The following is a 25,780-nucleotide window of genomic DNA, read 5'->3' on the forward strand; positions in this document are numbered from 1 at the left end:
CACGATGGGCCGATGGACCGGTTGCGGCACAGCGCTTGGCAGTACGTGGCGGAGGCACTCCCCACCGAGGAGCTCCCGATGCTCGCAGCCCATGCGCTCGTCGACGGGCGTGATTCCCCCGCCCTGCGCGCACTGGCCGGCCTGCCGCGCCGGAGCGACGAGGCCGAGATCCGTGACCTGTACGTCCGAGCCCTGCGGGAACTCGGCGTCCCCCTTCCCGACGAGGAGACGGCCGGCCGATGCCTCCTCGTGAGCCTCGCGTTCGGTCTCGCGAACGGTGAACTCGGCCCCAAGGACGTGGCCGTCCGCTTGTCGATGACGGTCGCGGCCCGCACCGAGGAGGAGACACGGTTCCTGTCCGTCACGGCGGCCTACAGCGAATGGATCGCCCCCGACGAGCTCCCGGGATGGGAGAACGATCTGAGAACCGCGGCCCACGCATTGACCACCGCCACCGACCTCCCTCTTTCCTCAGTGGCCCGTTAGCCCTGTCTTAACGGCACCATAAGGATCTCCATCGCCCGCCCTCAGCAGGCGATTTCGCGGTTTTCACGGGCTAGTTTCTGATCGCCCCCCACGGGATTCAGCCCCACGGGCCCGGCCCGTTCCAGAGGATCGTTTCGAGGAGTTCCCCCATGCCCGCACGCCGCAAGGCCGCCGCCGTACTCGGTCTGGCGCCGCTCGCCCTGGTCGCGCTCGCCGCCGCACCCGCCTCGGCGCACGGCTCGATGGGGGATCCGGTCAGCCGGGTGGCCCAGTGTTACGCGGAGGGGCCGGAGAGCCCGAAGTCGGCCGCCTGCGCGGCGGCGGTCGCGGCCGGTGGCACGCAGGCGCTCTACGGCTGGAACGGCATCCGTATCGGCGACGCCGCCGGGCGGCACCAGAAGCTGATCCCGGACGGCAAGCTGTGCAGCGCGAACAACGCGGAGTTCAAGGGCCTCGACCTGGCCCGCGCCGACTGGCCCGCGACCGGCGTGCGCAAGGGCTCGTACAGCTTCAAGTACCGCGTGACCGCCCCGCACAAGGGCACCTTCAAGGTCTACATCACCAAGCCGGGCTACAACCCGTCGCGGCCGCTCGCCTGGGCCGACCTGGACCTGGCGCACCCCGTCGCGACGGCCACCGACCCGGTCGCCTCGGGCGGCTTCTACACCTTCTCCGGCACCCTGCCGCAGCGCTCGGGCAAGCAGCTGCTGTATGCGATCTGGCAGCGTTCGGACAGCCCGGAGGCGTTCTACTCCTGCTCCGACGTCGCCTTCGGCGGGCGTGGGAGTGGGGGCACGAGCGGAAGCGGGAACGGGAGCGGTGGGGCCTCGCCCGCGCCCACCGCCTCCGCGCCCTCCGACCGGCAGATCGAGGACGGTGCCGACAAGTCGACGATCGAGCACCACGGGCACGGGGACAACGACGCGAGTACGTCGGCCGAACCGACGGCGGCCGGGGCCGGGGCCGGAACCGGGGGCGAGGGCGAGGGGACCCCGGCGAACGAGCCGAAGGCGGCGGGTGCCACCGAGAGCCTCGCCGAGACCGGTGGCGACGACCGCACCCCGTTCATCGCGGTCGGCGGCGCCGCCGCGCTGGCGCTGGGTTCGGCGGCGCTGTTCCTGTCGGTGCGCCGGCGGGCGGCGAGCGGCGGCCGGCACGGCCGCTGACACAAGGAACTCCGGGGCCTGACCGGCGGCTCAGGCCGGACAGGCCCCGGCGAACATCAGCTGAACGCCGACGCGCAGGTGGTGGCGGTGGCGCGGCCCGGGTCGAGGGCGTTGGCCACCTCGTGGAAGGCGATGCGGTCGAAGAGACCGATCGCCACGTGCTCGGAGAGGTCGAGCGGGCACAGGTCCTGGAGCAGGACGTTGTGCACGTCGGAGCCGCTCAGGTACTGGCTGCGCCACGGCGTGGCCACCTCGTCGTACTTGGTGGCGATGACCGTGTAGTGCACTCCGGGGACGGTGTCGCCGCCCGCGTTGAGCTTGGTGAGGAAGTCGGAGCCGGCGATCTGGTCGGCGAGGCCGGGGGTGGTGGCCTTGATCAGGTCTTCGGCGCCGGGGAAGTACGGCAGCAGGTTGGTGAGACCGTTCAGGTCGGTGCCGTGGTTGTCGGGCGCGAGGCCGACGAGGGCGTTCACCTTGGCGGCTCCGCCCAGGAACCTCAGGTAGTAGCGGGGCATCATGCCGCCCTGGGAGTGGCCGACGAGGTCGGCCTTGGCGGCGCCGGTGGCGGAGAGCACTCGGTCGACATAGTCGGCGAGTTGCTGTGCCGACTTGTCGATGGGGCCGAGGCCGTAGAAGAGCGGGACGCCGGGCAGCTGTCCGTAGTCGAGGGAGAAGACGCAGTACCCGCGGTCCTTCAGGTACGGCGCGAGGGACAGCCAGTTGTCGATGGAGTTGCCCAGCGTGCCGTGGACCAGCACGACGGGGCGGGGGTGGGTCGCGGACGGCTTGCAGGAGTAGTCGTTCCACCCGCTGCTGGGGGCGGAGGCGACGGCGGCGGTGGCGGTGGCGGCGGGGACGGTGGCGACGGCGGCGGTCAGCAGCAGCGCGGCGAGGGGTCTGAGCACTCGCTTCCAGGGCAGCATCGTGTGATCTCCTTGCGGCTCAGGGGAGGTGCGACGGCCTTACGCCCTGTGATCCGGATCACGAGGATGCTGTTCACTCGTCAAGTTACGGGCGAGTAGCAGGACTGTGAAGTTACGCGTCAGTAAAAACTTCCAGTGATAACCAGCGACCTGCTCGACTCCTGATGGACCATCACCAGGCGGGCCTGATGGGACCATAGGGGGCGATACGGGCCAAGCTGCCGCGCAACGCCCGTACTTCACCCTCGCCCAGCAGTGCGACCCACTCCCCCACGGCCGCCGCGGCCGCCTCCTCCGCCGCACGGGTGCAGGCCCACCCGCGTTCGGTGAGCACGACGAGCCGGGCCCGCGCGTCCTGCGGATGCGGCTGCCGCTCGGCGTACCCCTTGCGCACGATCTCGTCGACGAGCTGACTCGCGGCCTGTTTGGTGACCCCGAGATGCGCGGCCAACTCGGTCACCGTGGCGCCGCCCGGGGCCAGGCGCGCGAAGGCGAAGCCGTGCGCCGGCCGCAGGCCCTCGAAGCCGCGGGCGACGACGCCGTCATGGATGCGCTGGGTGAGGTCGCCCGCGACGGCGAGCAGCGCGGCGGACAGGGCCATGGCTTCGGAGTTCTGCACGGATGCATTGAAACACCCTTGACGTGGTGGTCAAGCTGCTTGACCATGTAGTCAAGCAGCTTGACCAAATGGATCGGAGAACCCCATGCCCGTAGTCCGCGCGTCCGAGGCCACGACCCACGAGATCCACGGCGCCCGCTTCGTCTCGTACGCCACTCCCCTCACCGGCAGCAAGGAACTGTGCGCCTGGCGCGGCGAGATCCCCGCGGGGACGAAGGCCCCCGCCCACACCGTCACCCGCGAGGAGGTCTTCCATCTGCTGATCGGCGAACTGCTGGTCGGTCTCGACGGCCGCACCGAGCGGATCACCGCCGGCGACACGGTGATCATCAACGCCGGCGCGACCGTCGCCTTCGAGAACCCCACCGACCACACCGCGATCTCCTGGGTCACCACCTCCGTCGGCCTGGAGGCGGAGCTGGCCGACGGCACCCGGATCGCGCCGCCGTGGGCCAACTGACCGGCGGCCACGCCCTGCGGTGTTGTTACGCCGCCAGGCTCCCCGGCATCACCGCCCGCGGCCCGAACCTCGCTCGCGCGCGGTCCGCGACCTCCTCGATACGGCGGACCTTCTCGTCCACGGGATCGAAGGTGAGCTGGTAGGAGGCCTGTTCGGCGGGGGCGAGCCCCTCGGCGCGCAGGGTCAGGGCGCGCACCCGGGCGCGCTGGAGGCCGAGCGCCTCGTACATGTCGTACGCGGTCCCCGTCAGCGCCGCCGAGTGCGCGGTCGGCTCCTTGAGGGTGCGGCTGCGGGTCGTCGAGGAGCGGTCGGCGTAGCGCACGGTGAGGGTCAGGGTGCGGCAGACCTTCTCCACCGCGCGCAGCCGGGCGCCCAGTTCCTCGGCGGCCGAGAGCAGGGCGCGGCGGTGCCGGTCCGGGTCCAGCTCGTCCAATGGGAAGGGGCGTTCGGCGGTGAGAGAGCGAGAGACCGCGTTCGGGACCACCCGGCCGCGGTCGATGCCGCTCGCCCGCTCGTGCAGTTCGCGGCCCGCCTTCGCGCCGACCAGGCGCTGGAGTGTGGACGGCGGCGCGGCCGCGACCCGGCCCACGGTGTCGAGGCCGTACTCGCACAGGGTGCGGGCGGTGGCCGTGCCGACGCCGGGCAGCGTGGCCACGGGCCGGTCCGCGAGGAACGCGGCGATGGCGTCCGGGGCCTCGGGCACCGCACACGTCACCCCGGGCCGCGCGTCGCGCAGCGCCATGCGGGCCAGCATCGGGCCCGGACCGGCGCCGATCACGCAGTCGACGCCGTACAGCGCGAGGGCGCGGACCCGGAGCACCGCCGCCAGCTCGACGGCGGTGCGGCCGAAGTAGCGCTCGGCGCCGCGCAGATCGGCCAGCGCTCCGTCCGGGGGCAGCGCCTCGACGACCGGGGTGAACTCCTCCAGGAGCCCGAGCAGCCCCGGCAGGGCGGCCTCGTACATCGGCGGCAGCTGGAAACGTACGCAGAGGATGGTCATCCCGCACTCCCCGGACTCTGGTGCCACAACTTCCGTACCTGTGAAGGCTCTTGACCCGCGGGCCGCAGATCGGCCCAGGGGTGCAGTTCGTATCCGGTGGACAGGTGGATGCGTCGGCCGTGCGTCGGGTCCTCGCCCGCCTCCGGCACGGACACGGGTTCCGCGAGCCGGGCCGCGACCTCGTCCAGGCCTCCCTCGGCGCGCAGTTCGACGAGTTCGGCGAGGTTCCAGGCGGCGGCGCCCACCACGCTCAGGCTGCGCGGGCCGCGCCGCTGCACGACTCCGCGCACCAGCAGCAGCCAGGAGTGGAAGACGGTGTGCGCGCAGGCGTCGTGGGAGTCGTCGAAGAAGGCGAGGTCGACCAGGCCCGTGCCGTCGTCGAGGGTGGTGAAGATGACCCGCTTGCCGGAGCGGATCGGCGGGGTCTGGGTGGCCGCCTTGGCGCCCGCGACCAGCACCTGCTCGCCGTGCCGGGCCTCGCGCAGCCGGCGGGCCGACACCACGCCCAGCTCGTCGAGGAATCCGCGGTGGTCGTCCATCAGGTTGCGCGAGGCGTCCATGGACAGCACGCCCAGCTCGGCGCTGAGCTTCTCGGCGGCGGACAGGTCCGGCAGCCCGGCCGGTGCCGTCTTCCGCCCGCCCGCCAGCGGGAGTTGGCCGCCGCCCGCGCCCCGGGCGCCCCGGTGCAGCTCGGTGAGGTGCAGTTGCAGATCACGGCGGTTGGCGCCGAAGGCGTCCAGCGCGCCGACCTGCGCCAGGCGCTGCGCCAGCGGGCGGCTCGGGCGGGCCCGCTCCCAGAAGTCCAGCAGGGAGGCGTACGGCTGTCCGTCCGCGATCCGCCGCGCCTCGGCCTCGCTGATGCCGTACACGTCGGAGAGGGCCAGGCGAAGCCCCCAGACACCCGGCGACTCAGACTCGGACACCAGTTCGATACGGTGGGCGACCGCCGACCGGTTCACGTCCAACGGCAGGATCGGCACCCCGCGCCGCCGCGCGTCCGCCAGCAGCAGCCGCTTCGGGTACATCCCGGGGTCGTGGGTGAGCAGCCCGGCGTAGAAGGCGGCCGGGTGGTGCGCCTTCAGCCAGGCCGACTGGTACGTCGGTACGGCGAAGGCGACCGCGTGCGCCTTGCAGAAGCCGTACGAGCCGAAGGCCTCGATGATCTCCCAGGTCCGCTGAATCGTTTCCGCGTCGTATCCGTTCGCCGCCGCGTGCTGGGCGAACCAGACCTTGATCCGCCCCTGCGACTCCGGGTCGGACAGCCCGCGCCGCACCCGGTCGGCCTCGCCCCGACCGCAGCCGGTCATGATGGCGACGATGTCGATGATCTGCTCGTGGAAGACGACGACCCCGTAGGTGTCCCGCAGCGGTTCCTCCAGGTCCGGGTGCGGATAGCGCACCGGCGCCCGCCCGTGCCGTGCCTCGATGAACGGCCGCACCATGTCGGCGGCGACCGGACCGGGCCGGAAGAGGGAGATGTCGACGACCAGGTCGTGGAAGGTGGCCGGCTGCAGGCGGCCCACCAGGTCGCGCTGCCCCGGCGACTCGATCTGGAAGCAGCCCAGCGTCTCGGCGGAGCGGATGAGCCGGTACGTCGCCGGGTCGCCCGGCGCCACCGCGTCCAGGTCGATCCGCTCCCCCGTGGCCCGTGCCAGCTCGGCGACCGCGTGGGCCATCGCCGACTGCATCCGCACGCCCAGCACGTCGAGCTTGAGCAGCCCGAGGTCCTCCACGTCCTCCTTGTCGAACTGCGACATGGGGAACCCCTCGCCGCTGGTCGGCACGACCGGCGTACGGGACAGGAGGGAGGCGTCGGAGAGGAGCACCCCGCACGGGTGCATGGCGATGCCGCGCGGGAGGGCGTCGAGCGACTCGACCAGTTCCCAGAGCCGCCCATGCCGTTCCCCCTCCTGCCGCAACTCCCCCGCCAGTCGCCTGAGTTCGGGCAGTTCCTCCAGCGCCGCGCGGGCGTCGCGGGCGCGGATGTGCGGGAAGGACTTGGCGATGCGGTCGATGTCGGCGGGGTCCATGGACAGGGCCGCGCCGACGTCGCGGATCGCGTGGCGGACCCGGTACGTCTCCGGCATCGCGACCGTCGCGACCCGCTCGGTGCCGAACCGGTCGATGATCGCGCGGTAGACCTCCAGGCGGCGCGCGGACTCCACGTCGATGTCGATGTCGGGCAGCACGACCCGCTCCTTGGACAGGAAGCGCTCCATCAGCAGCCCGTGCTCGACCGGGTCGGCGTGCGCGATGCCGAGGAGGTGGTTGACGAGGGAGCCGGCGCCGGAGCCGCGCGCGGCGACCCGGATGCCCATCCTCCGTACGTCGTCGACCACTTGGGCGACGGTCAGGAAGTAGGAGGCGAAGCCGTGGTGGGCGATGATGTCCAGTTCCCGGTGCGCGCGCTCCCAGTACGCGCGGCGGTCGGCGTAGCCGCGGAGCACCATGCCCGCCGCCGCCCGTGAGGCCAGCGCCCGCTGGGCGGTGCGGCGGCCGGCGCCGACGAGGTGCGGTTCGGGGAAGTGGACGGTACCGATGCCGAGGTCGTCCTCGGGGTCGACCAGGCACTCCGCGGCCGTCGCCCGGGTCTGCTCCAGCAGGCGGTGGGCGGTGTCGCGCCGGTAGCCCGCGGCCTCCACGATCCGCTCGGCCGCCCGGAGCATGGTGTCCGCGTCCTTGAGCCAGGCCTCGCCGGAGTCCAGTTCCTTGGCGGGGTCGATCGGGACCAGGCGGCGGGCGGCGTCCAGGACGTCGGCGACCGGGCCCTGACCGGGGTCGGCATAGCGGACGGCGTTGCTGAGCACCGGCCGGACGCGCTGTTCGGCGGCGAAGCCGACGGTGCGGGCGGCCAGCCGCAGGGAGCCGGGGCCGGCGCCCTCGCGGCCGTGCCAGACGACCTCCAGGCGCAGGGCGTCGCCGTAGGTCTCGCGCCAGGGGGCGAGGAGCTTCGCCGCGCGGTCCGGGCGGCCGGCGGCCAGCGCGCGGCCGACGTCGGAGCCGGGGCCGAGCAGCACGGTCAGGCCGTCGGCGTGGTTGTCGGACCAGGACAGCAGCGGGGTGTCCGCGGACGGGGGTCCCCCCTGTTCGAGCGAGGCCGGGAGCTTGGGGGCGTGGGCGGCGGTGACCAGGCGGCACAGGTCGGCCCAGCCGCGGGCGCCGTCCCGGGCGAGGAAGGTCACCCGGGGTGTCGACTCGTCGATGAAGGCACCGCCGCGTACGGGGGTGCGGCGCCTTTCCCGTCGTACGGACTCGTCGTCCCGCGCCCGCGCGGACCCCGCCACCGCCAGTTCGACGCCGAACAGTGGGCGGACGCCCGCCTTCGCGCAGGCCTTGGTGAAGCGGACCGCGCCGGCGAGGGTGTCACGGTCGGTGAGGGCGAGGGCGTCCATGCCCCGCTCAAAGGCGCGCTCGGCCAGCCGCTCCGGGTGCGAGGCGCCGTACCGCAGGGAGAACCCGGAGACGGTGTGCAGATGCGTGAAGCCCGGCACACGCACCTCCCGCACTCATGAGTCCCGACCGACTCTCGAACATCTGTTCCCTACTCGACCACCCACCATACCCTTATTCTCGAACAAGCGTGCGACATCCGTGGGAGCGTGTCCCACCTGCGCAAACGCTCCACCACGACACGACGAAACGGCCGCCACCCGGGCACATGCGAAGGTCCCGCCCCTCGCGCGCGAGGGGCGGGACCTTCTGGAGCCAGGTGGTACTTACGGGCGGGTCAGCCGATCTGGCTGCCCGTCGCCGACAGCGCCTCCGTCACCGGCTGGAAGAAGGTCTCCCCGCCGGAGGTGCAGTCGCCGCTGCCGCCGGACGTCAGCCCGATCGCGTTGCTGCCCGAGAAGAGCGAGCCGCCGCTGTCACCGGGCTCGGCGCACACGTCGGTCTGGATGAGACCGCTGACCGTGCCCTCGGAGTAGTTCACGGTGGCGTTCAGGCCGGTGACCTTGCCGTCGTGCACATGGGTCGTCGAGCCGCTCCGGGTGACCTGCATGCCGACGGTGGCCTCGGCCGCGCCCGTGATCTTCTGGGTGGAGCCGTTGTAGAGGTCGACCTCGCTCGGGTGCTCGGTGTCCGAGGTGTACTTGACCAGACCGAAGTCGTCGCCCGGGAAGCTGGACTTCTCGTTCTTCCCGATCTCCTTGCCGGACGAGTCCGACCAGGTGGAGATGGACGCGGTGCAGTGCCCCGCGGTCAGGAAGTACGGCTGCCCGTCCTTGACCACGTTGAAGCCGAGCGAGCAGCGCCCGCCCGAGCCGGTGATCGCGTCGCCGCCCGCCACGAAGGGCTTGAACTCACCCTTCGAGCGCTGGAGTTCGGCGGTGCCGCCGAGCCCGTCGACCACCTTGCCGAGCTTGGTCCACTCGGCCGCGGAGACGGTTCTGTCGGCGGTGACGACGACCTTGTTGGTGACCGGATCGGTCGCCCACGAGGTGCCGGGGATGGTCGCGTCCCGCGTCAGCTCCGTCCGGGCGCCGTCGAGTTCGGCGAGGGAGTTCGCGACGATCCGGGCCTTGGCGCCGGCCTCCTCGACCGTCTTGGCGGCGGCCTCGTCGACCACGTTGACGACGAGGTTCTTCGTCTTCGCGTCGTAGTAGGTGCCCGCCGCGTCCGTGCCGAGGTCCGGGACGAGGGTGGAGGCGAGCTTTCCGGCCGCCGGGGCCGAGAGGATGTCCGGCGTGGGGCTCTTCGGGGTCTCGCTGGCGTTCGCACTCTGCAAGGTGACTCCCGCTGCGACCAGTGCGACGACTCCCGCACCCGCCAGGGCGGCCCGCCGCCTGGGTATGCGTCGGTGGTTCAACTCACGTCCTCCTGTGGGGGGTCGGTCCGGGAGATTGTGGGGATCCCACGAACCGGAAGGCAGTTGACGTGCGCCTACTATTCCGAGGCCCACAGGGAGCACACAAGGTCGACTTCAGGACGCGCGTACGGGGTTGCCGCGCGCCCCCTTCCCCCTTGACCGCGAACGGTCACCCCAGGAAATTCGCACTGCAAACACTACGTGCGAGTAACCCTTGGCGGACAGTGACGTCTAGGCCTGTCCTGAATCCGACCCTCCGGATGCCGGGGGCAAGGGCTGCTGCGCCCTTTCCAGGAACCTCAGCAGCTCCACCGGGAAGGGCAGCACCAGCGTGGAGTTCTTCTCGGCCGCCACCGCCACCACCGTCTGCAGCAGCCGCAGTTGCAGCGCGGCGGGCGTGTCCGCCATCTGCTGGGCCGCCTCCGCCAGCTTCCTCGAGGCCTGCAGCTCGGCGTCCGCGTTGATGACGCGGGCCCGGCGCTCGCGGTCGGCCTCGGCCTGCCGGGCCATGGACCGCTTCATGGTCTCGGGCAGGGACACGTCCTTGATCTCGACGCGGTCGATGGTGACGCCCCACTCCACGGCCGGGCTGTCGATCATCAACTCCAGGCCCTGGTTGAGCTTTTCGCGGCTGGACAGCAGGTCGTCCAGCTCGCTCTTGCCGATGATGGACCTGAGCGAGGTCTGCGCCATCTGCGAGACCGCGAACCGGTAGTCCTCGACCCGGACGACCGCCTCGGCCGGACCGGTCACCTTGAAGTAGACGACCGCGTCCACGCGTACGGTCACATTGTCGCGGGTGATGCCCTCCTGGGCGGGCACCGGCATCGTCACAACCTGCATGTTGACCTTCTGGAGCCGGTCAACGAACGGGACGATCATGGTGAACCCCGGCCCGCGGACCTGCGGGCGGAGTCTGCCGAGCCGGAACACCACGCCCCGCTCGTACTGTTTGACGACCCGCGCCGCCGCCGTCACGTACACCGCTCCGGCGGACACGAGGACCGCTCCCGCCGCCACCAGCTCCTCGACCATGCCGGCCCCCAGGGGTCCGAAGTGGGAGTGTTCAGGAGAGCACTTCCTGTACTTCGAAGGTAACTCCGTCACCCGGACAAGAGGGAGCCCCCGCACGCCGGTTGCGTGCGGGGGTTCGTACGGGACCGGACCGGTTGAGGCGTCAGCCGACGCTCACGCCGTAGTAGCTCAGCGCCTCGGTGACCGGCTGGAAGAAGGTCGTACCGCCGGAGCTGCAGTTGCCGCTGCCGCCCGAAGTCAGACCGTAGGCGGTGGAACCGCCGTAGAGCGGACCGCCGCTGTCGCCGCCCTCGGCGCAGACCGTGGTCTGGATCATGCCGTAGACGACGTCACCGCCCCCGTAGTTGACGGTGGCGTTCAGCGCGGTGACCCGGCCGCTGTGGGTGCCGGTGGTGGAGCCGCGACGGTAGACCGTCGTGCCCACGCTCGGCGTGGCCGCGCGGGTGATGGTCTGGCTGCCGACCGCGCTCGGGTGGGCGATCGAGGAGTTGGTGTAGCGCACCAGCGCGAAGTCGTTCGTCGGGAAGCTGTAGCTGACGTTCGTACCCAGCACCGTGCTGTGGGAGGAGTTGCTGTACCAGGTGGAGGCGACCTCACCGCAGTGACCGGCGGTCAGGAAGTAGTACGTGTTCCCGCTGTGCACGTTGAAGCCGAGCGAGCAGCGGTAGGCACCGCCGTAGATGGCGTCGCCGCCGGTGATCAGCTTCTTGAACGTGCCGGGGGTGTGCTTGATGGTGAGAGCCCCGAAGTCGGCGCCGGCCTGGCGCTTGATCCGGGCGATCTCGGCCTTGGAGACCGTGCTGTCGACGGTGACGACGACGCGGTTGGTCCTGCTGTCCACCGCCCAGGCCGTGCCGGGTATGTCGGCCTTGAGGACGGAGGCGCTCGCCTTGGTGAGCTGGGTGGCGCTGAACGTCGGGGAGTCGCTCGCGCTCGCGGTGGGGGCGGCGAACGCGGCCGCGGCCACGAATCCGGAGACCAGGGCGATGAGCCGGGTCCGTCTCGCGATGCCGCTGTGGGGAGTGGTGCGCTTGATCCTCACTTTTCGTTCCCTCCCAGGGGAAGTCGGGGGCCCGCGTGGGGTCGGGGCCCGTGAGGCGCAGCCGGAGGCCGGTTCGTCCGGGTTCCGGACAAGCCGTGCCCCTGACAAGCGCTGAGGGGGAGTATTCGGCCGTACGACCAACGTCCGCAAGGGCGTCTTTCGGCCGTGCAGCGTTCAACTGCCTTGGGGGCTACGCGCGTTGATCTTCCCCGCTCCCCCGCGCCGGAGCGGCCGGCCCGGCGCGGGGTGCGGGTGCCGTCGCACGGCATGACATCGATGCCATGAGGTGCCCCGGACGCCGGCCCGGAGTCCGCCGCGCGCCAAAGCTCCCCGCGGCGGACTCCCCGTCGGCCGACCAGCCCCCGGGGATGTCCGGAAGTCGCCCCTCCGGATGATCCCCCGAGGCGCACGAGGCCGCTGGGACGACCGGCCTGTCACAACCCGCAGTCGCAGCAGGAGCAGCACTCACAGCACTCGCAGCACTGGCACGCCTCGCAACACGAGCAGTCGCAGTCGCAGTTGCCGCACCAGCCCTCACGCTTCCGGCGCGACCACGGCCCCTCGTACTCGTCGGCGCAGCACACCTTGCAGGTGCAGCACAGCCCGATCGCCGCCGCGCACCCGGCCCAGAAGCCCCGCTTGTCCGGACGCGGCGGCTCGCCCCCGAAGGGGTTGCCGCCGTACGGGTTCCCCGGGGCCTGGGGCGCGTAAGGGCCCTGCGGCGGCCCGAAGGAGGCCTCCGGCGCGTGCCCGCAGGACGCGGTCCCGAACGCCCGGTCCACCGAGCGGCGCAGTTCGTGCACGAGCAGCAGGTGGGCCAGCTTGCGGTCGGTGAACTCGGCCTCGCGCAGCGCGAGCCGTATCCCGTGCAGCGCGTCGTCGGCGAGCCGGCGGGCCTCGCCGAGCGAGGTCCCGGTGGCCGTGAGCGGGTTCCAGGCGCCTGACGCGGCGTCTGCCTCCCTGTCCTCCACGGCGTCCAGCAGGTGCGCCAGCCGCCCGAAGAGCCGCCCGGCCTCGGCGAGCGGTTCGGCGTTGTGCGGCCGTCCGGCCAGCACCGCGGTGTGGGCGAAGGCGGCGGCGGTCGCGGTCTCGGTCGGCTCGGTGACCGTGAGGATCGGCGTCCCCGGTCCGGCGAGTGCCTCCAGGCCGATCTGCCGGTCGACGGCGTCGACGAGCAGGGCGGTGTCGAAGCCGACCGCCGACCCGCTGCGCGCGCCCGCCCGGCCCCAGCTCGCGGCGACCCGGCGCGCGGCGAGCGCCACCGGCCCCCGGGCCAGCAGCCCGTCCCGGTCGGCGACATGGTCGCGCACCTTGGCCGAGGCGAGCACCAGGGAGACGGCCGCCGCGAGCCGGGCGCCCTCGCCCTGGGCGACGGAGGCGGTCCGCATGCCGCGCAGCGGACAGGGCCCGGCCGTGCGGCGCAGTCCGCCGGCCGCCTCGGTCTGAGCCTCCGTCAAAACCGATATGAGAAGCCCGTCATAGTTCGTCACGATGCGTGCGAACTGCCCGTGGTCCCCACGCAGCGCGAGGCACAGCCCGCACAAGTGAGCCATCCACTGGGCCTTGAGGCTCTCACCGAGCCGATGACTGCAAGGCCTGACGATTCCGAACACGACGAACCCCCGTGCTGTGTGCGACGTTGAGCTGCGGCATCGTATCGACCGACAGTCATGTCGCAGCAGCCCCGGCACTCACCCGGACGCACCATCCGTCACCCGTACGCCGCCGACAATCATATTTCACTCACAGTCAGCAGCTGTGTGTGCAACGACCCTTGGGGCGTCTGGGCTCTCGACGTAAGAGCTGTGCACCAGTACCGTCACAAACCCCCCGTGCGGCGTCTATCCACTTGGCGCGCCATCCGCATCATGGACGACCATAGGGATGCGGAAAGCAAGAGAGACCGCTGTGAGAGGAGGCGTCCATGGGATCGGTACGCAAGGCGAGTGCCTGGCTTGGCCTCGTCGACGACAACGATGACGAGCGCTACTACGACGACGACTACTCCGAGGGAACCGAGGCCCCCGACGCCTGGGTCACCGACCCGCGGGTCAAGGTGGCCACGGACGACGCCGAGGAGAAGGGCCGCCGCATCGGCACGGTCACCCCGGACAGCTTCCGGGACGCGCGCGCCATCGGCGAGCTCTTCCGGGACGGGGTGCCGGTCATCATGAACCTGACCGCGATGGAGCCGGCCGACGCCAAGCGCGTGGTCGACTTCGCGGCCGGACTGACCTTCGGGCTGCACGGCACGATCGAGCGGGTGGCGAACCGCGTCTTCCTGCTGACGCCCGCGAACACGGAGATCATCAGCGGCGAGCCCGCCGCCCACCGCTCCGACGGCTTCTTCAACCAGAGCTGAGGCAGGGCCGCTCACCGGCCCTGCCTCGGCCCCGGGGGTCGGGTCAGCGGAAGGCGTCGAGTCCGGTGAGCGCCTTGCCCAGCACGAGCTGGTGCATCTCGACGGTGCCCTCGTAGGTGAGCACCGATTCGAGGTTGGTCGCGTGCCGCATCACGGGATACTCCAGTGAGATCCCGTTGGCACCGAGGATGGTCCGTGCCGTACGGCAGATCTCGATCGCCTCACGCACGTTGTTGAGCTTGCCGAAGCTGACCTGTTCGGGACGCAGTCGGCCGGCGTCCATGCGCCGCCCCAGGTGATGGGCGAGCAGAATCCCCTTGTGCAGTTCGACCGCCATGTCGGCGAGTTTGGCCTGGGTGAGCTGGAAGCCCCCGATGGGCCGACCGAACTGCTCCCGCGTCCGGGCGTAGTCGACGGCCGTCTCGAAGCAGGAGCGGGCCGCGCCCATGGCGCCCCACACGATCCCGTACCGGGCGTGGGACAGACAGCTGAGCGGGCCGCGCAGGCCGGCGCCGTCCGGCAGCACGGCGCCGGCGGGCAGCCGTACGTCGTCGAGGACGAGCTCGCTGGTGACGCTGGCCCGCAGGGACCACTTGTGCTTGATCTCCGGGGCGGAGAACCCGGGGGCGTCGGTGGGCACCACGAACCCGCGGATCCCCTCGTCGGTCTGCGCCCATACGACGGCGACGCCGGCGACCGACCCGTTGGTGATCCACATCTTCCGCCCGTTGAGGACCCAGTCGCCGGCGTCGCGCTTGGCATAGGTCCGCATGGAGGCGGGGTCGGAGCCGTGGTCGGGCTCGGTGAGCCCGAAGCACCCGATCACCTCACCGCCGGCCATGCTCGGCAGCCACTGCCGCTTCTGCTCCTCGCTGCCGAACCGGTGGATGGCGTACATCGCGAGGGACCCCTGTACGGAGACCAGCGACCGGATGCCCGAGTCGGCCGCCTCCAGCTCCAGGCAGGCGAGCCCGTACTGCACGGCGGAGGCGCCGGCGCAGCCGTACCCGCTGAGCGACATCCCGAGGGCGCCGATGGAGCCGAGTTCGCGGGCCAGTTCCCGGATCTCGGGCAGCTCGCCCTTCTCGTACCACTCGGCGACGTACGGCAGGACGCGGTCCGCGGCCCAGCTCCGCATGGTGTCGCGGACGGCCAGGTCCTCCGGATCCAGCAGGTCGTCGATCCCGAGGGGATCGGCGGGATCGAACGGAGGCAACTTAGAGGACGAGGACATGAACCACCCTCCGGCAGGGGAAAAACTAGCACCGCTAGTCACGACTCGGCCCAGACGCTACGGCGCACCGCCCCGCACGTCCAGCCCCCACTCTCGCACCCCGCGCCCCGCCCGTGCGGGCGGCGCGGAAGCGGGTGGGCGACGACCGGTCACGCCGAGACGCGGGTCCTCGCCGGCCCGCGGGGCGCGGGAACCTCCACCGGCGCGCCCTCGCACTGCATCACCCGCGGCAGCCGCAGGGCCATCACCGCGCCGAGCAGCAGCAGGCCCGCGCTCACCAGCAGGGTGAGGTGCAGGCCGTGCACGAAGGAGTCGCGCGCCGCCCGGCGCAGGGCGTCCCCGGCCGACCCGCCGAGCCGGTCGGCGACCTGGTAGGCCTCCCCCAGCGAATGCCCCGCCGACACCGACGCCGACGCCGGGACCCCGGGCACGTCCGCGAGCCGGGGCGTGTAGGCCGCGTTCATGACACTGCCGAGGAGCGCGATGCCGATACCGGCTCCCAGCTGGTACGAGGTCTCGCCGATCGCCGCGGCTCCGCCGGCCTGCTCCGACGGCGCCTCGCTCAGCATCGACTCGTAGGCGCCGAAGAGGGTCGTCTCCAGGCCGAAGCCGAGCAGGAGGAATCCGAAGAGCAGCAGCGGCGCGTTGTCGTCGCCGCCCATCGCGGTCAGCGTCAGCACCGCCGCGGCGGTCAGACAGAAACCGAAGCACACCATCCGCCGCGGCCCGAAGCGCCGCAGCATCCGGGCCCCCGCCAGCCCCGAGGCCATCGCCGCGATCGTCAGCGGGAGCAGCCTGAGGCCGGTCTGCAGGGGGGAGAGGCCCAGCACCAGTTGCAGGTACTGCGCCGCGATCAGCTCCAGGCCCACCAGCGCGAGCATCGCCAGCACGATGCAGCCCACCGAGGTGATGAACGCGGGCCGCCTGAACATCCGCAGATCCACCAGCGGATACGGACGCCGTCGCTGGCGCCGGACGAACAGCACCAGCAGCAGGGTGCCCAGCACCAGCGGCACCAGCGTGAACACGCTCACCGCGGACTCGCCGCCGCCGAGCCGCTTCACGCCGAGCACCAGCCCGAACAGCCCGGCCGCCGCCATCAGGGCGCCGACCACGTCCCAGGGACCGTCGCGCTCGCCGGTCGACTCGGGCAGCAGCAGCCGCCCGACCGGCAGGCTGATCAGCATCAGCGGGATGTTGACGAGGAAGACCGAGCCCCACCAGAAGTGTTCGAGGAGAAAGCCGCCGAGCAGCGGGCCGACGGCCGCGCCCACCGCGGCCACCGCGCTCCAGATGCCGATCGCGAGCGCCCGTTCCCGGCGGTCGGGGAAGACCTGGCGGAGGATGGACAGCGTGGCCGGCATGATCATCGCGCCGCCGACGCCGAGCAGCGCCCGCGCGAGGATCAGTACCTCGGCGCTCGGCGCGAGGGCCGCCGCCGCGGAGGCGACACCGAACAGGGCGTAGCCGATGAGCAGGATCCTTCTGCGGCCCACCCGGTCGCCGAGCGTGCCGAAGAGGATCAGCAGGGAGGCGCAGACCAGCGGATAGACGTCGACGATCCAGAGCAGTTCTATCGCGCCGGGCTTGAGGTCCTCGGTGACGGCGGGCACCGCCACGTGCAGTACGGTCGCGTCGACGGCGACCAGGAGCAGGCTGACGCAGAGGACGACGAGAACGACCCAGCGGTTGGCACCGGCCCCGGCCGCCCGACGGAGCGGCCGAACGGCAGCCGTGGTCGTCCCGGACATGTACGTACCTCCCAGATGAACCCTCGCGTGCGGCGGATCGGCAGGGCGGGGACTCCCCGTCGTACGGCCGGAGAGGAGCGGTGTCTCCGGCCCGCGCCAACGAACGCGAGTGACTCGTCAGCGTACGCGAGTTCGTTCCGCCCGAGCGTGGCGGACCTCTCACACGTCACACTCAACTCGTGTGGCGTACGCCACTGCCCCCTGGTCTTGACCACGCCCCGGGGATCGGTCCGGTTCCCGCGGGCGTCGATAATCGAGCCCGTGACCGATCTTGCAACGCACGTGGCACCACCTCGTGCCCCCTCCCTGCGCCGCGCGGCCCCGGCTCTGCTCGGGTACGCGGCGGTGCGCGCCCTGGGCCTGATCGTGCTGGCGCTGTGGAGCGCGGCGCGCGGCAAGAGCGCGTACACCTTGCTGACCGCACGGTGGGACGCGTTGTGGTACACGCGGGTCGCCGAGCTGGGCTACGGCTACGAGGTGCGCCTGCCGAACGGCGACGTCCACTCCAACCTCGCCTTCTTCCCGCTGCTGCCCTGGCTGGAGCGGCTGCTGCACGCGCTCACGCCGCTGTCGTACGCCGATGCCGGCTTCGTCGTCGCCCTGTGCGCCTCGCTCGCCGCCGCCTGGGGGATCTTCGCGGTGGCGGACCACGTGTACGGCCGCCGGGCCGGTGTCTGCGCGGTACTGCTGTGGGCGGTGCTGCCGGTCGGGATCGTGCAGTCGATGGCGTACAGCGAGTCGCTGTTCACGGCCCTCGCGGCCTGGTCGCTGTACGCCGTACTGACCGGCCGGTGGGTGACCGCGGGCACCCTGGCCGCGCTGGCGGGGCTGACCCGGCCGGTGGGGCTGGCCGTGGTCGCCGCGGTGTGGGCGGCGGGCCTTGTCCCGTTCGTGCGAGACCGACGCATGGCCGCCACGCACGGCGCGCGGAACGAGGAACGCGCTCCCGCCGCGGCAAGCGCCGTCCACGCTCGGCGTGTTCCGGAAGCGGACGGCGCACAGGATGGAACACACGCTCCTTCCGCAACAACCGGCGCACCCGTCTGGCGTCGCGCCCTCGGCATGCTGCTCGCCCCCCTCGGCGCCGCCGCCTATGTCCTGTGGGTCGGCCACCGCACCGGCAAGGGCCCGCTCGGCTATCTGGACGTGCAGGCCGGCTGGCGCAACGGCTTCGACGGCGGATACGCCTTCGCACGCTTCGTAATCGACAAGTTCACGTCATTTCCGACGGCCCTCGCCGGGCTGGGACTCATCATCGGGGTCGGCCTGGTGATCTGGCTGTACGTCACCGGCGTCCGACAGCGCCAGCCGCTTCCGCTGCTGGTGTACACAGGTGTCGTCACCGCGCTCGCCCTGTGCGCGTCGAGCTACTTCGGTTCGAAGCCGCGGCTGCTGCTGCCCGCCTTCCCCCTGCTGCTGCCCCTCGCGTTGGCCCTGGCCCGGCTGCGCACCTCCCGATCGGCGCTGGTCACGGCCGGTGTCGCGGTGGCGTCGGCGGTCTACGGCGCGTTCTGGCTGAACGGCTCCGGTCCCCCATGATCATCTCCGGGCGCTCGATGAGCAGCCGGGTAAATCCAGCCCATGCTCCGGTGAACGAATTCATAAGCGCCATATAACGACCACCCGGCATGATCAAAGGAATTGACGCGATCCGTTCACCGGGATTGCCGAATCCCCGGAATTGGGACGCCTCCTGAGAGGTTTCCCACATCACATCGTCATCACAAAGCCGGTGATTCGACCGGGTCCTGAGCTCACTCGCTGTAACGTCGATTGGGTGCGTACCGAACGAAACCTCACCCGTCTGGACCGGGTGTTCGCCAGGCTGGACCGTGAGCCGGAACGACCGGCCCACATCGATGTGCCGAAGATGAGCCGGCACCGGGTCGTGCTGTTCTCCTCGACCCTGGCTTTCTACATGGCGATCGTGTGGGCCGTGGTGACCAGTTCATGGCTGGTGCGGCTCGACTGGCAGGTCATGTTCTTCCGGCCGTACCAGCAGTGGTCCGGGATCCACTGGTTCGTCGATTACTACGTGGTGCTCGGCCAGCGCGGCCCCACCGCCGTGATGGTCGCGGCCTGGCTGGGCTGGCGCTCCTGGCGGCAGCACACGCTCCGCCCGCTGCTGACCCTCGGCGCCTCACTGCTGCTGCTCAACATCACGGTCGGCGCCGCGAAGCTCGGCATGGGCCGCCTCGGACCGCACTACGCCACCGTGATCGGCTCGAACGAGATGGGTCTTGGCGGCGATATATTTCCCAGCGGCCACACCGCCAACGCCGTGGTGACCTGGGGCATTCTGGCGTATCTGGCCTCCACCCCGAGAGCGCGCCGCTGGCTGTCGGCGCTGTCGGCGGTGACCTCGCTCGGGGTCGGGATGGCCACCGTCTACCTCGGTACGCACTGGCTGAGCGACGTGCTGCTGGGCTGGGCCGCGGGACTGCTGATCCTGCTGGCGCTGCCATGGTTCGAGCCGCTGATCGCCCGGGCGGAGGTCGGGATCTTCGACCTGCGCGACATCTGGCGCGCCCGCCGCGGCCGTCCGCTGTCCTTGCCGGCGCCGGTCACGCCCGTGGCCCTCAAGCCGCGCACCTCCATGGCCGAGAGTGCGGCCGAACCGGTCACGGCGGCCCCGGAGCGGGAGCCGGTCGCGTCGGCCCGCTCGCCGCGGGCGCCGATCCACCTGGCCCCCGGCCCGCACACGGCCCGCTCGGAGCGCAGCCCGGTCACCCCGGCGGGCAGCCGCCGCCCGCCGCACTCGGACCGGGTGCCGCGCGGCGCCGCCCCGACGGCCCGCCCCGTGACGGGCGGCTGACGGACGTCACTTGGCGGGGTCCGGTACGCACCTCCGACCCCGCACCGACGAAGGCCCCGGCTCCCGCTCAGGAGCCGGGGCCTTCGCCGTCGTCCGGTCAGCCCTTCCAGGCGCGCGCGACGCGGCCGTCCCGCACCTCGAAGTTCAGCCGTCCCACGCGGTATTCCATCGTGATGATCGCGCCCGGCGGCAGCGACCGCACCGCCGACCACCCCCGCTCCCGCGCCAGCCGCTCGGCATGCTCGGAGTCGAGGCCGACGTACCCGTCCGGACTGTCCTGGGGCTCCGCGGGGGGAGTGGGAATCGGTGCCATGCCGCCACGCTAGGCCCTCTCCGTCACTCACGGAAGCCGTATCCGGTGGGACGGAAGACGCAAGCGGCGGGTCGGAAGGTAAGAACCGCGTATGGCCCGGATCCCCCTCCGGTCACGCTTCTGTCACAGGATCACGACACGCGTTCCGGCCCAACTCCGTCACTCGGACGAACGGTTCCGTACGCCTTACCGGCGCATTCGAACGAAATTCCCAGGCGCCGGGACAGCTCTTCGAATAGCCCGGCGGAAAGCGCCGGAAGTGCCGAGAGAGAGGCGGCTCTCCAGCGCGATTCCAGAGGGAATCCAGAGGAACCGGAGAGCTGACAGCGCATAAGAATTTCACCGCTTCGACACAGAACCGCCGGGGCGGCGCAGGGACGTATGCGGAGGTGGGGCACCGCGCTCCAGGGCGCGCGACAGCCGGTCCCGGGCCGTCCGGATCGTCTCGGTGAGCTCGGCCGGCTCCAGCACTTCGAACTCGAACCCCATCATCATCACGTGAATCACCATCACGTCGAGATTCGCGGCCCCGGTGCGCAGGACGCACGCGTCCTCGCCGTCCGGCTCCAGCGTCCCGGCGGACGGGGAGATGTGCTCGGCGGCCTCGTGCAAGGGCACCAGCAGCCGGACGACGGCGTGCGCGGCGTACGCGCGCGTGGAGACGCCGCGCGAGACGTACGCGGCGAGGTCCTCGGCGGGCGGCTCGCGCGGGGTGAAGCGCGGGCCGTGCGGCGGCTTCGGCGTGATGCGGTCGGCGCGGAACGTCCGCCAGCCGGCCCGGTCGAGGTCCCAGGCGACCAGGTACCAGCGGCGCTCGGTGCACACCAGGCGGTGCGGTTCGACGGTACGCCGGGTGGTGGTGCCGTCGTGGCCGCGGTACTCGAAGCGCAGGCGTTCGGCGTCGCGGCACAGGTGGGCGAGCTCGGTCAGCAGGGCCGGGTCGACGGCGGAGGACCGCGACCCGCGCAGCATCGGCACGGTGAACGCGTTCAGGGCGCCCACGCGGCGGCGCAGCCGGTTCGGCAGCACCTGCTCCAGCTTCGCCAGGGCCCGTACGGAGCTCTCGCCGATGCCCTCGATGCCCTGACCGGCGGCCGTGCGCAGGCCCACGGCGACGGCGACCGCCTCGTCGTCGTCCAGCAGCAGCGGCGGCAGCTCGGCCCCGGCCCCGAGCTGATAGCCGCCGCCGGTGCCGGGGCTGGCGTTGACCGGGTAGCCCAGTTCGCGCAGCCGGTCCACGTCCCGGCGCACCGTGCGCGCGGTGACGCCGAGCCGATCGGCCAGCTCGGCGCCGGACCATTCGCGGTGGGCCTGGAGCAGCGAGAGCAGGCGCAGCAGTCGTGCCGAGGTCTCCAACATGTGGTCGAGTCTGCCAGCCGATGCGGACAACCCGTGTCCTGAAGGATCAGGGCGTGTACGGCAGTTGCGGCACGTCGAAGCAGGTGCGGTTCATGTCGCCCTGCGACACCCAACCCCTGCCGTCCTCCCAGCGGGCCACCGACAGACAGGCGCGGTGTGACGTCGGCGGCCCGCTCAGGCGCTCGAACCGTACGGGGAGCAGCAGGCCGTCGGCGGTGTAGCCCCGGGCGCGGTTCACGAAGCCGTCGACGCACGCGCGCGTGACGCCGCTCTTCGCGCAGGACCTGGCCGCGTCCGTGAACCACATCGCCGCGGCCCAGCCCTCCAGCTGCCACTGGGAGTGGGTGCTCAGCCCCTTCGTCGCCTCCCGGAACGCGCGTACGGCCGGCCGCGTGACGTCCTCGAAGTTGCGGCTGGATCCGGTCGTCCACAGGGCGTTGCGGCAGTGCGGGGCGTTCTTGTAGTCCTCCGGGACGGTGGACGTCCAGTTCTGGACGTTCGTCACCTTGGCGGTGACCCGCACGCCGGCGTCGTCCATCGCCTCGCACAGCCGGGCGTTGCCGTGCGTGTCGATGGCGTCGAAGACCAGGTCCGCGCCCTGCTCCTTCAGGTCGGCGGCGACGGCGCGGAAGTTGGGCAGCGCGAAGTCCACCTGCTCGGTGACCACCCGGTAGCCCTCGGCCCTCAGGCCCCGCTCGACGAGCCGGGCGTAGGCGGCGGACGCGGCCTGGTTGTAGGAGACGACCGCGGCGGTCCGGGCGCCCTTCACGCGCTTGAAGTAGCGGTACACCTCCGTGCCGCCGTACAGCTTCCCGCTCCAGCCCGGTGTGCCGTCGCGCGGTGCCGAGCTGCCGTAGATGCCGTACAGGTGCGGCCAGGTGTCGTAGGCGGCGCCGATGGGCTGGCCGCCGATGTCGGGCACGCGCGCGTGGGAGACGCGTGCGGCGCCCGCGTAGTCCAGGGACGCGGTGGCGACCAGGGCGACCACCCCGTCCTCGTCGATCAGCCGGTGCACGCAGTCGTTGTTGCCCACCCCGCTGCCGCCGTCGTCGCACAGGCGCACCTCGACACGGCGGCCGTCGATGCCCCCGCGCGCGTTGAGGCGGTCGAAGTACGCGCGGGCGCCGTCGCGCGGGCCGGTGAAGGCGTTGCCGCCGACCGGACTGGTGGCGCTGGTGACGATGCCGACCCGCAGCGGCGTGGCGGCGCTCGGCGCGGGTGTGCGGGCGCCGTGCTCGAAGTCGCGCTCGGGCAGGCGGCTGCCGCAGGCCGTGCCCGTCAGGAGCAGCAGCACCGCTACGGCGGCCTCAGCAGCCCGGGAGGGCCGACGCCGAGGCATTGCCGCTCAACTGGACCAGCGCGCAGAGCGTCTTGTCGGAGACCTTCCAGGTGCCGTGCTCCAGGACGGCGGTCCCGGAGGCGTCGGGCAGGGCGGTGGCTCCGTTCAGGGTCAGGGTGTACGTCACGGTGGCCTCGGTCGGCGAGGTGAACGCGACCTCGGTCACCTTCGCCGCCACCTGACCGCCGCGCCGGTCACCGTTGAACGCCCGCAGGACCGGGGCCATCGCGGCGCCGTTCTCCAGGACCGCCTGCTTGTCCTTGGCCGACGTGTCCGGGTCGAAGAACTTCTGCCAGTTCCGTTCGATCAACGAGACGGCGGCCGCCGGTCGGGCGGGCGCGGTCGCGGAGGCGCTCGACGTCTGCGCGGTCTCCCCGCTCTGCCCGGTCCCGCCGGTCGGCTCGACGGACGGCGTGGGGGGCGCGCCGTCGCTGCCGCCGCTGTCGTCTCCGCACGCCGTCACGGCGGGCCCGAGGAGGAGCACCAGGGCGGCCGTCAGCGCCGTGCCCCGTCCCGCCGCCGCCCGGCCGCGTGTCGTCGTCCTGTTCCCCCGCCTGAGGTCGCTCCCGAGAACCATCCCGTTCACCACCGGATGTCGGTCCGGGCAGTGCGCGCCCGGAGCTTTCAGGGTCGGCTTGCACAAGGCATAGTGCAAGCCATTGGCCGACAAGGACAGACACGCGACGCCTGGGAGCCAGCGATGCGGACAGGCCGACTGCGGACCACGAACCCCGTCCTGTGGGCCGGCTGGGCCGCGCTCGCCACGGGCGCGGTGCTGTGCGTCGTCGGGTGGTACGGCGTCTCCGGCGAGCGGTTCGCCGAGCGGCAACTGCCCTACCTGGCCTCCTGCACGGTCCCGGGCGCCGCGCTGATCGTCGCAGGATCGGTTCTGCTCACGCACGGCAGGGGCGCGCTCGCCGCCGCGCGGGTGGAGGAGTTGTACGGGCTGCTGGTGGCCGCCGAACCCGTAGACGCGGACGAGTCGGCGCGGGCGGCGGCCGCGCCCCTCGCGGTCAGCGGGGAGACGCTGATGGTGCCGGGCGGGACGCTCTACCACCGCGCGGACTGCCCGTTGGTGGCGGGCAAGGCGGAGGCGGTCCCGGTGGACGGGAAGCTGCTGACGAGCGGCGCTCTGGGCCTGTGCCCGATATGCGAGCCGGCCGCCGCGAGGGACTGATGTCCTCCCTCACGTACGACCTCACGCTCGCCGGTCTCTCCGTCGGCAGCGCCGCCGCGCTCACCGGGATCGGCCTGATCGTGACGTACCGCGCGACCGGCGTGCTCAACTTCGCGCACGGGGCGGTCGCGATGGTGTGCGCGTACGTGCTGCGGCAGTGGGTGGTCGTCTGGGGCCGGCCACTGTGGCTGGGTGCCGCGGTGACACTGCTGGTCCTGGCGCCGGGGATCGGTGTGCTGCTGGAACGGTTCGTCTTCCGTCCGCTGTCCGTGCCGGGCGGCGATCCGGCGCAGACGCTGGTGGCATCCATCGGCGTGTTCGTACTGCTGGTGGGCGGGGCCGCGCTGGTGTGGGGGCAGGGGGCGCGGGACGACGCGCCGGAGCTGGTGTCGGCGGATCCCTGGGGGCAGTTGGCGGTGGCGCTGCTGCTCGCGGCGGGCGTCGGGGCGGTGAGCCGCTGGACGCGGTTCGGGCGGGAGCTGCGGGCGGTGGTGGACGACCGGCAGCTGGCCGTGCTGGGCGGCATCGACGCGGACCGGGTGGCCGCGGCGGGCTGGGCGTTCGGCTCGTTCACGGCCGGGCTGACGGGCGTGCTGCTGGCGCCGTACGTCCGCCTCGACCCGTACGGCCTGCCCCTGCTCGTCATGGAGGTGGTCGCGGTCGCGGTGGCCGCGCGGATGCGCAGCCTGCCGGCCGCCGTGGTGGCGGCCCTCGGCATCGGTGTCGCGCAGAGCCAGCTGACGCGGTGGCATCCACCGGGCTGGGGCGCGTCGTTGCTGCAGGCGGTCGGGGCGAACCTCTTCGTCGTGGCGCTGCTCGTCGCGGCCCTGGTGCTGCCCGGCGTCGGCACGCGCGACGCCCTGCCGCGCCCGGCCACCGCGCGCGTGCCGGCCCCGCCCGGCGCCCGGACGGTGGCGGCGGTGCTGTTCCTGCTGCCGCTCGGCTTCGCGGGCTCGGACCTGCACACCTCGGTCCAGGTGCCGGCGCTGGGCGTGGTGCTGCTGTCCCTGGTCGTGGTCACCGGGCGCGGCGGCCAGATCTCCCTGGGGCAGGCGGCGTACGCCGGTCTGGGCGCCCTGTTCACGGCGCTGCTCGCGGCGGGCCGCTTCCCGGGTCTGCCGCGGCTGCCCGAACTGGCGGCGCTGGCGGTCGCGGTGGCCCTGGTGGCACCGCTGGGCCTGCTCACCGGCTGGCCGGCGATCAGCCGTCGCGGCCTGGCGCTGGCGGTGGCGACCTTCGCGGTGGGCGTCGGGGTGAGCCGCTTCGTGTTCGCGCAGCCGTACGCCACCTCCGGGCTGTCGCTGGACCGCCCGGCGGGCTTCGACGGGGACCGCGCGTACTACGTCCTGGAACTGGCCCTGCTGGCCCTCGCGCTGGCGGCGACGCGTGCCCTGCGCCACGGCCGTACGGGGCGGGCGCTCGCCGCCCTGCGGGACCACGAGTCGGGCGCCTCGGCGGCGGGCGTGCCCGTCCCGTCCCTGAAGCTCCTCGCGTTCGTCGCGGGCGCCGCCCTCGCCGCCCTCGGCGGGGGCATGCTGGGCATGGGAGTGCGCGCCTTCGACCCCGGCGCGTACGACCCGGTACGCGGACTGCTGTGGTTCGCCGCGGTCGTGGTCCTCGGCGCCGACAGCACCCTGGGCGCCCTGGCCGCCGCGGCCCTCCTGGTGGGACTCGACGCGGGGGCCCGGGGCGGCGTTGCGGCGGCGCTGATCGGCCTCCTGGCGGTCCTGATCGGCAGATTCCCCGGCGGCCCGTACGACGCGCTGCGCGCGGCGGCGACCCGCCTGCGGCCGCGACGACGACCGCGGCTCACGGAGAGGGGCGCGCGGATACGGACGCGACTGCGCCGGGCTGTGCCGGGACGGCCGGGCGGCAGGGCTGCCCGCGCCTTT

General features: G+C 72.3%; 22 protein-coding genes. 8 read left to right on the forward strand and 14 right to left on the reverse strand.

Annotation, left to right across the window (positions count from 1 at the left end):
- Positions 1-12: 12 nt before the first annotated feature.
- Both IPZ69_RS06255 and IPZ69_RS06260 read left to right on the forward strand, forming a co-directional pair.
- The gene (locus IPZ69_RS06255) at positions 13-486 is read left to right on the forward strand and encodes a hypothetical protein (RefSeq protein ID WP_235452976.1); all 474 of its coding nucleotides are present in this window, start codon (positions 13-15) and stop codon (positions 484-486) included.
- A 149-nt stretch (positions 487-635) separates the two neighbouring features.
- A complete protein-coding gene (locus tag IPZ69_RS06260; protein WP_235452977.1) occupies positions 636-1,652 on the forward strand; it encodes a lytic polysaccharide monooxygenase auxiliary activity family 9 protein in 1,017 nt (338 codons plus the stop codon).
- A 56-nt stretch (positions 1,653-1,708) separates the two neighbouring features.
- Here IPZ69_RS06260 and IPZ69_RS06265 read toward each other — a convergent pair whose 3' ends face one another.
- Both IPZ69_RS06265 and IPZ69_RS06270 read right to left on the reverse strand, forming a co-directional pair.
- Positions 1,709-2,575 (reverse strand): esterase/lipase family protein, encoded by an 867-nt coding sequence (locus IPZ69_RS06265; protein WP_235452978.1) that lies wholly within the window; start codon positions 2,573-2,575, stop codon positions 1,709-1,711.
- A gap of 172 nt (positions 2,576-2,747) precedes the next feature.
- Entirely contained in the window at positions 2,748-3,194 is a 447-nt protein-coding gene (locus IPZ69_RS06270) for a MarR family winged helix-turn-helix transcriptional regulator (protein ID WP_235452979.1), read from the reverse strand.
- 85 nt (positions 3,195-3,279) lie between these two features.
- Here IPZ69_RS06270 and IPZ69_RS06275 point away from each other — a divergent pair, with 85 nt between their 5' ends.
- A complete protein-coding gene (locus tag IPZ69_RS06275; RefSeq protein ID WP_235452980.1) occupies positions 3,280-3,654 on the forward strand; it encodes a cupin domain-containing protein in 375 nt (124 codons plus the stop codon).
- Between the two features lie 25 nt (positions 3,655-3,679).
- Here the strand turns inward: IPZ69_RS06275 and IPZ69_RS06280 are convergent, their stop codons facing one another.
- The 6 genes from IPZ69_RS06280 to IPZ69_RS06305 all read right to left on the reverse strand — a co-directional run bounded on the left by IPZ69_RS06280 (position 3,680) and on the right by IPZ69_RS06305 (position 13,151).
- Positions 3,680-4,654 (reverse strand): DNA polymerase Y family protein, encoded by a 975-nt coding sequence (locus IPZ69_RS06280; RefSeq protein WP_235452981.1) that lies wholly within the window; start codon positions 4,652-4,654, stop codon positions 3,680-3,682.
- Entirely contained in the window at positions 4,651-8,145 is a 3,495-nt protein-coding gene (locus IPZ69_RS06285) for a DNA polymerase III subunit alpha (RefSeq protein WP_235452982.1), read from the reverse strand. Before IPZ69_RS06285 ends, IPZ69_RS06280 begins: the two co-directional genes overlap by 4 nt.
- A gap of 236 nt (positions 8,146-8,381) precedes the next feature.
- A complete protein-coding gene (locus IPZ69_RS06290; protein WP_235452983.1) occupies positions 8,382-9,461 on the reverse strand; it encodes a S1 family peptidase in 1,080 nt (359 codons plus the stop codon).
- Positions 9,462-9,692: 231 nt separating this feature from the next.
- Positions 9,693-10,496, reverse strand: coding sequence for a slipin family protein (locus tag IPZ69_RS06295; protein WP_235452984.1), 804 nt, complete (start codon positions 10,494-10,496; stop codon positions 9,693-9,695).
- 142 nt (positions 10,497-10,638) lie between these two features.
- Positions 10,639-11,538: a S1 family peptidase gene (locus IPZ69_RS06300; RefSeq protein WP_235452985.1), complete on the reverse strand. Its 900-nt coding sequence runs from the start codon at positions 11,536-11,538 to the stop codon at positions 10,639-10,641.
- A gap of 434 nt (positions 11,539-11,972) precedes the next feature.
- A complete protein-coding gene (locus IPZ69_RS06305; protein ID WP_235452986.1) occupies positions 11,973-13,151 on the reverse strand; it encodes a DUF5685 family protein in 1,179 nt (392 codons plus the stop codon).
- A 311-nt stretch (positions 13,152-13,462) separates the two neighbouring features.
- On the opposite strand from IPZ69_RS06305, the gene IPZ69_RS06310 reads away from it, so the two are divergent.
- On the forward strand, positions 13,463-13,900 hold the full coding sequence (locus tag IPZ69_RS06310; protein ID WP_235452987.1) for a cell division protein SepF: 438 nt from the start codon (positions 13,463-13,465) through the stop codon (positions 13,898-13,900).
- 43 nt (positions 13,901-13,943) lie between these two features.
- On the opposite strand, the gene IPZ69_RS06315 is transcribed toward IPZ69_RS06310, so the two are convergent.
- Together IPZ69_RS06315 and IPZ69_RS06320 are read right to left on the reverse strand one after the other, a co-directional pair.
- Positions 13,944-15,134 carry an acyl-CoA dehydrogenase family protein gene (locus IPZ69_RS06315; protein WP_235452988.1) on the reverse strand — a complete coding sequence of 397 codons (1,191 nt, stop codon included), beginning with the start codon at positions 15,132-15,134 and terminating at the stop codon, positions 13,944-13,946.
- A 149-nt stretch (positions 15,135-15,283) separates the two neighbouring features.
- Positions 15,284-16,885, reverse strand: coding sequence for an MFS transporter (locus IPZ69_RS06320; protein WP_235452989.1), 1,602 nt, complete (start codon positions 16,883-16,885; stop codon positions 15,284-15,286).
- 261 nt (positions 16,886-17,146) lie between these two features.
- On the opposite strand from IPZ69_RS06320, the gene IPZ69_RS06325 reads away from it, so the two are divergent.
- A complete protein-coding gene (locus tag IPZ69_RS06325) occupies positions 17,147-18,424 on the forward strand; it encodes a mannosyltransferase family protein (protein WP_235452990.1) in 1,278 nt (425 codons plus the stop codon).
- Positions 18,425-18,662: 238 nt separating this feature from the next.
- Positions 18,663-19,700 carry a phosphatase PAP2 family protein gene (locus IPZ69_RS06330; protein ID WP_235452991.1) on the forward strand — a complete coding sequence of 346 codons (1,038 nt, stop codon included), beginning with the start codon at positions 18,663-18,665 and terminating at the stop codon, positions 19,698-19,700.
- Between the two features lie 97 nt (positions 19,701-19,797).
- Here IPZ69_RS06330 and IPZ69_RS06335 read toward each other — a convergent pair whose 3' ends face one another.
- The 4 genes from IPZ69_RS06335 to IPZ69_RS06350 form a co-directional block, all read right to left on the reverse strand.
- The gene (locus IPZ69_RS06335) at positions 19,798-20,013 is read right to left on the reverse strand and encodes an I78 family peptidase inhibitor (RefSeq protein ID WP_235452992.1); all 216 of its coding nucleotides are present in this window, start codon (positions 20,011-20,013) and stop codon (positions 19,798-19,800) included.
- Between the two features lie 339 nt (positions 20,014-20,352).
- Positions 20,353-21,372 carry a helix-turn-helix transcriptional regulator gene (locus IPZ69_RS06340; protein WP_235452993.1) on the reverse strand — a complete coding sequence of 340 codons (1,020 nt, stop codon included), beginning with the start codon at positions 21,370-21,372 and terminating at the stop codon, positions 20,353-20,355.
- A gap of 46 nt (positions 21,373-21,418) precedes the next feature.
- Positions 21,419-22,711 carry an ABC transporter substrate-binding protein gene (locus IPZ69_RS06345; RefSeq protein ID WP_235452994.1) on the reverse strand — a complete coding sequence of 431 codons (1,293 nt, stop codon included), beginning with the start codon at positions 22,709-22,711 and terminating at the stop codon, positions 21,419-21,421.
- Entirely contained in the window at positions 22,680-23,288 is a 609-nt protein-coding gene (locus IPZ69_RS06350; protein WP_235452995.1) for a hypothetical protein, read from the reverse strand. Before IPZ69_RS06350 ends, IPZ69_RS06345 begins: the two co-directional genes overlap by 32 nt.
- Positions 23,289-23,411: 123 nt before the next feature.
- On the opposite strand from IPZ69_RS06350, the gene IPZ69_RS06355 reads away from it, so the two are divergent.
- Both IPZ69_RS06355 and IPZ69_RS06360 read left to right on the forward strand, forming a co-directional pair.
- On the forward strand, positions 23,412-23,888 hold the full coding sequence (locus IPZ69_RS06355) for a hypothetical protein (RefSeq protein WP_235452996.1): 477 nt from the start codon (positions 23,412-23,414) through the stop codon (positions 23,886-23,888).
- The coding region (locus IPZ69_RS06360; protein WP_235452997.1) for an ABC transporter permease subunit at positions 23,888-25,780 on the forward strand (1,893 nt) is incomplete at its 3' end. The genes IPZ69_RS06355 and IPZ69_RS06360, both read left to right, overlap by 1 nt.

The sequence above is a fragment of the Streptomyces olivochromogenes genome (assembly GCF_021538895.1).
Taxonomy (GTDB): Bacteria; Actinomycetota; Actinomycetes; order Streptomycetales; family Streptomycetaceae; genus Streptomyces; species Streptomyces olivochromogenes_A.